This is a genomic window from Streptomyces sp. NPDC089799 (genome assembly GCF_040684755.1).
In the GTDB taxonomy this organism is placed as follows: Bacteria; Actinomycetota; Actinomycetes; order Streptomycetales; family Streptomycetaceae; genus Streptomyces.
In genome coordinates this window covers 1-5,945 of record NZ_JBFBGR010000074.1, presented here as the reverse complement: position 1 = coordinate 5,945, position 5,945 = coordinate 1, and the positions used below count along the sequence as shown (strand labels likewise).

At 68.3% G+C, this 5,945-nt stretch carries 9 protein-coding genes; 5 read left to right on the top strand and 4 right to left on the bottom strand.

All coding sequences use genetic code 11. From position 1 onward, the window contains the following. The coding region (locus AB0O36_RS36865) for an ArsI/CadI family heavy metal resistance metalloenzyme (protein ID WP_365118347.1) at positions 1 to 477 on the top strand (477 nt) is incomplete at its 5' end. 314 nt (positions 478 to 791) lie between these two features. Here AB0O36_RS36865 and AB0O36_RS36860 read toward each other — a convergent pair. Together AB0O36_RS36860 and AB0O36_RS36855 are read right to left on the bottom strand one after the other, a co-directional pair. Continuing rightward, the gene (locus tag AB0O36_RS36860; protein ID WP_365118344.1) at positions 792 to 1,361 is read right to left on the bottom strand and encodes a DUF4232 domain-containing protein; all 570 of its coding nucleotides are present in this window, start codon (positions 1,359 to 1,361) and stop codon (positions 792 to 794) included. 744 nt (positions 1,362 to 2,105) lie between these two features. Beyond that, positions 2,106 to 2,438 (bottom strand): hypothetical protein, encoded by a 333-nt coding sequence (locus tag AB0O36_RS36855; protein WP_365118342.1) that lies wholly within the window; start codon positions 2,436 to 2,438, stop codon positions 2,106 to 2,108. Between the two features lie 83 nt (positions 2,439 to 2,521). Here AB0O36_RS36855 and AB0O36_RS36850 point away from each other — a divergent pair, with 83 nt between their 5' ends. After that, positions 2,522 to 2,731 (top strand): hypothetical protein, encoded by a 210-nt coding sequence (locus AB0O36_RS36850; protein ID WP_365118339.1) that lies wholly within the window; start codon positions 2,522 to 2,524, stop codon positions 2,729 to 2,731. Positions 2,732 to 3,057: 326 nt separating this feature from the next. On the opposite strand, the gene AB0O36_RS36845 is transcribed toward AB0O36_RS36850, so the two are convergent. Then, positions 3,058 to 3,336, bottom strand: coding sequence for a hypothetical protein (locus AB0O36_RS36845; protein WP_365118336.1), 279 nt, complete (start codon positions 3,334 to 3,336; stop codon positions 3,058 to 3,060). Positions 3,337 to 3,484: 148 nt separating this feature from the next. Between AB0O36_RS36845 and AB0O36_RS36840 the strand changes: the two genes are divergently transcribed. After that, complete coding sequence (locus AB0O36_RS36840) at positions 3,485 to 3,799, top strand: hypothetical protein (RefSeq protein WP_365118335.1); 315 nt, start codon at positions 3,485 to 3,487, stop codon at positions 3,797 to 3,799. A 10-nt stretch (positions 3,800 to 3,809) separates the two neighbouring features. On the opposite strand, the gene AB0O36_RS36835 is transcribed toward AB0O36_RS36840, so the two are convergent. Beyond that, positions 3,810 to 4,696 (bottom strand): IS5 family transposase gene (locus AB0O36_RS36835; RefSeq protein ID WP_365118332.1). Its coding sequence is split into 2 segments (ribosomal slippage): positions 3,810 to 3,994 and positions 3,994 to 4,696, totalling 888 coding nucleotides; the frame shifts between segments, so codons are not numbered across the junction. Between the two features lie 120 nt (positions 4,697 to 4,816). Between AB0O36_RS36835 and AB0O36_RS36830 the strand changes: the two genes are divergently transcribed. After that, a complete protein-coding gene (locus AB0O36_RS36830) occupies positions 4,817 to 5,164 on the top strand; it encodes a hypothetical protein (RefSeq protein WP_365118330.1) in 348 nt (115 codons plus the stop codon). 369 nt (positions 5,165 to 5,533) lie between these two features. Next, positions 5,534 to 5,695, top strand: coding sequence for a hypothetical protein (locus tag AB0O36_RS36825; RefSeq protein WP_365118329.1), 162 nt, complete (start codon positions 5,534 to 5,536; stop codon positions 5,693 to 5,695). The last annotated feature ends 250 nt before the right edge of the window (positions 5,696 to 5,945 follow it).

Sequence of the window (5,945 nt, the reverse complement as noted above, 5' to 3'; positions counted from 1 at the left end):
GACCTCGAAGCCTCGATCGCCTTCTACTCCAAGCTCTTCGGCACCGAACCGGCCAAGCGCCGCGACGGCTACGCCAACTTCGCCATCACCGAGCCTCCGCTCAAGCTCGTCCTCATCGAGGGCGAGGTCGGCGAGGACACCCGCCTGGACCACCTCGGCGTCGAGGTCACCACCACCGAGGACGTCACCGCGGCCACCACCCGGCTCAAGGGCGCGGGCCTGGCCACCTTCGAGGAGAACGACACCTCCTGCTGCTACGCCCTTCAGGACAAGGTGTGGGTCACCGGGCCCGGCAAGGAGCCGTGGGAGGTCTACGTCGTCAAGGCCGACGCCAACACCCTGGGCAAGGGCACCGAAGGCGCCCCGGATGCCTGCTGCGGCACCACCGCTTGCTGCACCCCCGACGAGCAGGCCGTCGACCCGGCCCAGACGCCGGCCGAGGCCAAGGCCGTCGCGGGATGCGCCTGTGGCAGCTGACCGGGGCGCCCCGCACCTTTAGGGTCGTCGGGAGCTGGGCTCCGAACTGAGCACCTACTTGGCCAAAAGGGCCAACTATCGTGCTCGGTCACAGGGGCTGGTCACTGTCCCGTGCCACTGGATCTTGACCGTTTGCCATCGGACTTTGACGGACGCGAGTTGGTGTCATCGGAGTTTGATCACCGCAGGTCACCGCCTCGGCGCACCTTCGGTGCACCGAGGCGCTGACCTGCATTTATGTGCAGTTCCTCATAGACGTGTAGGTCAGAGCCTTGCGATCGTCATGCAGGCTCTCGATTCGTGAGGACGGGGGGTCAGGAAGGCTTGACCGCCGAGACCGGGGTGGCGGTCACCTTGTTGTCGCACTCGGCCCACCACCCGTCCTTGAGGGCGACCTGGTGCTTCCCGGAGTGCGGCAGCCCGATGACCATCGTCGGATACGCCGCCGGGGTCTTGCCCGACAGGCAGTAGCCGTCGCCCTCCCCCTGGACCTGGACGAAGGTCAGCTTCACCCACGCCTTGCCGTGCGGCCTGACCGTCACGGTGGCCGCCCTGCCGGTGGGGGTGACCTTGAGCGGGGTGTTGTGGGCGGGGGAGCCGTTGCCGGCGCCCGCGACCGTCGGATGGCCCTTCAGGACGCACGTCTTCCGGGAGACGTTGGTGAACTGCACGACCGCCGCCCCGGTCCCGGTCCCGACGGGCGGGTGGGCGGCCTGCCAGGCGCTGACCTGGAGGGCGGAGGCCGGGCAGGCGGGCGGCGGGGTGGAGGTGGTGGTGCTCGCCGCCATGGCGGTACCGGGCAGGATGCCGGTCACCGCCGCCGCGACGGCCGTGACCGCCGTCGTCGCCAGAGCCGCCCTGCGAATGCCGTTGCTGTGACGCATGCTGTCGTCCCCCTGAGTCGTCTCGTCCGCGGGTTTCGGTTGACCCGCGGTACGCGTGGTACGTGAGTGCAGATAGGGCGGGAGAGCGGCAGGGTTCCGTGCGGCGACTACCTGTGACGGAATGGTCAAAGTCCGATGGCAAACGGTCAAGATCCAGTGGCACGGGACAGTCACGCCGTGCACCCCGCGGGACGGCTAACGCGAAGGTGGCGGGGGAGAGGGTGAAGCAGGCCGAGCTAGCCTCCCAGCCCGCTGGCGTGGTCGACCTGATGGAGGCACTGCCCGCGAGCGTGCAGCGGGCCCGGTCACCGAAGGACACCGGGGAGAAGGCTGGCACGTCCAAGGCCACCGCCGTCCCCGGCGGGAAGACACCGGCGGTAAGGAAGCGACCACCGGCACCGGCAGGTCGGGGTCCGGGTTGCTCCGGTCGCTCACTGAAGCCGAGCTCTACGAGGCCGGGATCAAGGGGCGGTCGGGCATGAACCAAGACCAGCTTGCCGACGCCCTCGGCCGCGCCGGACGCCGCTGACCCCACTGCCCGATCGAACGGACCGCGCGGGTGGCGCTCTGGGCGATGCCGCAGCATGGGCGGGGCCGGGCCTGTGATGCCCGGCGTACCGGTGGGAGGTGCACACAGGTCCGGCCTGGCTGGCGCCTTCCCGGCACCCACGCCCGTATGCCAGCCGCGTGGGGATGGACGAGGGCGTTGGTTCGCGGGCTGCCCATTTGGCAGAGACTTGCTGCTCAGCAGTTCTCTGTGGCGTATTTGGTGGCGGGCTCGGTGCCGACGCCGGTGTCCGTCGCTGGGAGTTGCCAGCGGCCGACGTCACGGTAGTTCCCCTTGATGATCAAGGTTCCCCCTTGGGTGGGCACGTTGAGCTCGGTGATGGCTTTGTACCCGGTGTTTGGCTCGATGGTCGCGTAGGGGGTGTAGGTGTCGATGCAGCCTTGCCATGGGGCGTCGACGTAGTTCCATGCCTCTGCTGTGTCAGGGCCGTTTTCCCACTTGATGTGGTTGTCCGTTGCAACACCGAGTGTTCCGCCGGTTTTGGACTTCATGGTGAAGGCGACGGCCAAGGCGTACCTGCCCGTCAGAGGAAGCGTCTTGTCCTACCCCGGTCACGGTCACCTGCATGGGGTGCCCTTCATCATCTTTGAGCGTGATGGTCTCGCCGATCGAGCGGGTCGTCGGATCTCCGTCGTCGGCCGGCGGAGGGCTGCTCATCTGCCCCGCGCCGGGTGCTCCGTTGTCGATGTGCCTGCCACCGCCGGAGCATTCGGTGGTCAGGAGCACGGCACACGTGATCGCCAAGATGGACTTCCTCACCGGACTCCCTCACTGGGCATGGGGCAGCAACTGGGCGGAGTGACTTTCCACCCGATCATGATCATCCGTCATCGGGTCCCGATCCGGCGCTGCACTCCCTCAGAATGCAGCCGCTTTCAGACAGGCACAGGGCTGCCGGTTGACTTTCTGCGGGTATCCGATGAGGCGAGAGGCCGGGAGCAACGCGGCTTGCGGCCGGACGAAGCCGGGCGTGGTGTGGCAGGCCGGGCACGGAGGTTGTTGGGGGCGGTCGCCCATGTGTCGCCGGCCCTGCGCATCGTTGATCTGCGGCGGCGGAACCGCGCAGAGCCTTGAGTAGGAACGTTGAGCAGGATGCCCGTGCCTGGGAGACCGCTGCGGGTTTCGATGTCAGCGGTACCAGTCGAGGGGCTCCGCCGCGTATGTGCCGTCGGAGAGGACGGCGTCCGTCAGCTCGAACCGCCGGCGCCCGTCCGGCCCCGGCTGCCGGACGACGGTTCCGGCGGGCCGACTGCTGGGGAGCTGGACGGGGTTGCCGTCGGCGGCCCGGGTGCCGATCAGCGAGTAGGTCCGCGCCCGGCGTCCGGCGGAGCTCGCGACGGCCGGAGCCGCGGCGGACGGGGCGGTCCGTCGCTGGCGGGCCCATGCGGTGAGGCTGAGCACCAGCACCAGGGCCTGTCTGATGGGTCGTATGAGCTGATCAGAGCCGTGGCCTAGTGTTCGTTGAACGAAGGGGGCCGCATGTCACGCGATACAGCCGTAGCAGAGGCGGGGATGAGGGGGGATCACGTTTCCTGCCTGGCACGGAAAGCATCACGTGACCCTGGCTGAGGTGCTGGTTCGGCTCGGCAGCTTCGGCCGGGACCTGACGTGGCGCATTGAGTTCGACGAGATCGTCGATCCTCGCTGTGTCGAGATGGAGAGGCGGTCCGCCGATGCCGGCATGGACACGTTGATGCTGTTGTCGTTGACGACCCCCTTCCTCCAGTTGATCGACGCCGAAGCACGTGGGTTCGCCGGGGACGAGCTGATGCTCGTCCTGACCGACAGCTCCTCCTGGGATGTCAGGGCTGTCGATGAGCGCGTACTCAGCGAACTTCGCCAGCACTACACAGGTGCCGACGATCTCTGAACGGGGCACTTCACTCCGGACGCAGCCATAGGCGGATCGCGGCCACGGTGACCGTTCCGTGGAAGACGTACGCCCGTTTGTCGAAGCGCGTGGCGATGGCTCGGGAGGTCTTGAGCCGGTTGATGGTCCGCTCGACTTCGTTGCGACGGCGGTAGATCGCCTTGTCGAACCCTGTGGGCCGACCGCCTTGGCTGCGCGGCGCCGGCGGTTGGCCCGCTGGTCTCTTGGCTCGGGGATCGTGTGCTTGATCTGACGTCTGCGCAGGTGACGCCGGTTGCGGCCTGACGAGTACGCCTTATCGCCTCCAACATGGTCGGGCCGAGTGCGCGGTCGTCCACCAGCCTGCCGGGGCACGCGGATCTCTTCGAGGACGGGAATCATCTGCGGTGCGTCCCCCCCACACTGGCCGGGCGTGATGACGAACCCGAGCGGGCGGCGCCCGCCTTCTCTCGCGAGGTGGATCTTGCTTGTGAGCCCGCCTCGCGAGCGTCCCAGGGCCTCGTCGGGACGGTGGCGTGCGGGGCTCCTGCATCGACCTGGGATCTTCGGGGCGCGGGTGGAGGCGCCAGCCGCGTGCTGATGAGCGCGGCAGGTCGTGGAATCGACACTGACCATGCTCCTGTCGATCCGGCCCTCGGCATCGGCGTCGGTCTGGACGGCCCGCAGGATTCTCTCCCACGTTCCGTCTGCCGACCAGCGTCGATGACGGTCGTGGACTGTCTTCCAGCTACCGGAGCAGGGAGGCAGATCCCGCCAGGGGAGGCCGGTCCGCTGCCGGAACAGAATCCCGTTGATCACCCGGCGGTGGCATTTCCAGCGTCCTCCCCGCCCGCGATTCGCTGGCAAGTGCGGCTCCAGGCGAGCCCACTCCTCATCCGAAGGATCTCCCCGCCCCACGCGCCGCCCACCGGACGTTGGATGCCGCAGTGCTGCGGAAGCTCTCGCACGACCAGCATGTGGTGATCGGCCGCCTGCGCGCCCCGGAAGGCGCCTGCGGCCCGGCCTGCAGAACCGGCGATGAAACGCGGACGGACCCCGTCGCCGGACATGCAGGAGCGGGCGGATCGGGCCCGCCGCGAGCGCGTGGAAGCGGCCCGCGCGAAGCTGGCCGAGGCCGAGGCCGAGACGGAGCGGCTGGAGGCGGAACAGGCCGCGGCACGGGAGACGGCCGACGACGCGGCGGCTGCCCTGGCGGCCGCCGACGACGGGGTACGGGAAGCGAGGGCGCGGCTGGAGACGGCACGCACGGCGAGCGCGGCAGCAGCGGCCCGCTCGCGGGAAGCCGCGGGAGCGGCGGCTAAGGCGCAGGCCCAGCAGCAGAAGGCGGCACGGAACGTCGAGAAGCTGACCAGCCCCGACGGGTGAACCACCACGCGCAGGCCAGAGACGGTGTACCGCGTGAGGCCAGGTCGGCGCTGCTGATCAGCCCACCACGCCAGCGAGGCGCTGGGCAGATGGCAGCTGGCGCCAAATGGATATGGCCCCACTTGTCGGTCTGGCCCAACATCCAGGCGACGTACCCAGCGCCAGGAGTCCGCGATCGGGCGCTGGGCTGCCAGCGTGGAGAACTCAACAGCCATAGTCACCGCCACGAGTGAACGGACCCTGGCCCGATGACGAGGCCGGCTGCGCCGCCCATCCTCCCAGGAGGGGAAGCTGCGATCTTTGCCCAGGCGGACGAGCTCAACGCCCGCATCGCTCGGCTCCTCGAACACTACGGGTAAGCTCGTAGGTATGGGAATTGACTGGGAGAACATACTCGGCGCAAGCGGAAACGGCCTCGACGATGCCTACGACAGCGCGGTCTCCGCGGTCATCTACAGCGATGACCCGGGGGATGACCGTCGGCCATTCCCGATCGGTGAAGAGCTCGATTGCACAGACGGCTTGCGCTGAACTGAGCGCACGCATGAAACGCCCCGGCAATCCGGGGCGTTTCGTCGTCTCAGGGATCGTGTCAGGTCAGGGGTCAGTCAAGAGGCGGCCGGGCTCAACTGCGATCTCTCGGGTTGGTGTCAGTGGTGGTGTGTGTCAGTGGCTGGGGTCGTGGTTGCGATCTCTCGGGTTGGTGTCAGTGGTGGTGTGTGTCAGTGGCTGGGGTCGTGGTCGTGGGTCTTTGTGGCTGGTCAGAGAGTTGTCGCTGGCT